Source organism: Rhodoplanes roseus, from assembly GCF_003258865.1.
Classification (GTDB): domain Bacteria; phylum Pseudomonadota; class Alphaproteobacteria; order Rhizobiales; family Xanthobacteraceae; genus Rhodoplanes; species Rhodoplanes roseus.
Genome location: NZ_NPEX01000986.1, coordinates 1 through 241, shown reverse-complemented (window position 1 = coordinate 241; position 241 = coordinate 1). Strand labels below are relative to the sequence as shown.

Genomic DNA, 241 nt, shown 5'->3' with positions numbered 1-241 from the left:
GGATGACGGTGATGTCGTCGGACAGCCGCATGATCTCTTCCATGCGGTGCGAGATGTAGATGACCGTGACGCCCTTTTCCTTGAGGCGCCCGATCAGCGAGAACAGGATTTCCGCTTCGCTTTCCGACAGCGACGAGGTCGGCTCGTCGAGAATGACGAGATCGGCCGGATAGCTCAGCCCCTTGGCGATCTCGACGAGCTGCCGGCGCGCAATCGAAAGCTGGCTGACCTTGGCGCGGGC

The 241-nt window shown here is 61.8% G+C and carries 1 pseudogene; it reads right to left on the bottom strand.

Going from position 1 to position 241, the window contains the following annotated elements:
• A pseudogene (locus tag CH341_RS33285) lies at nucleotides 1-241 on the bottom strand (D-xylose ABC transporter ATP-binding protein); the annotation flags it as partial.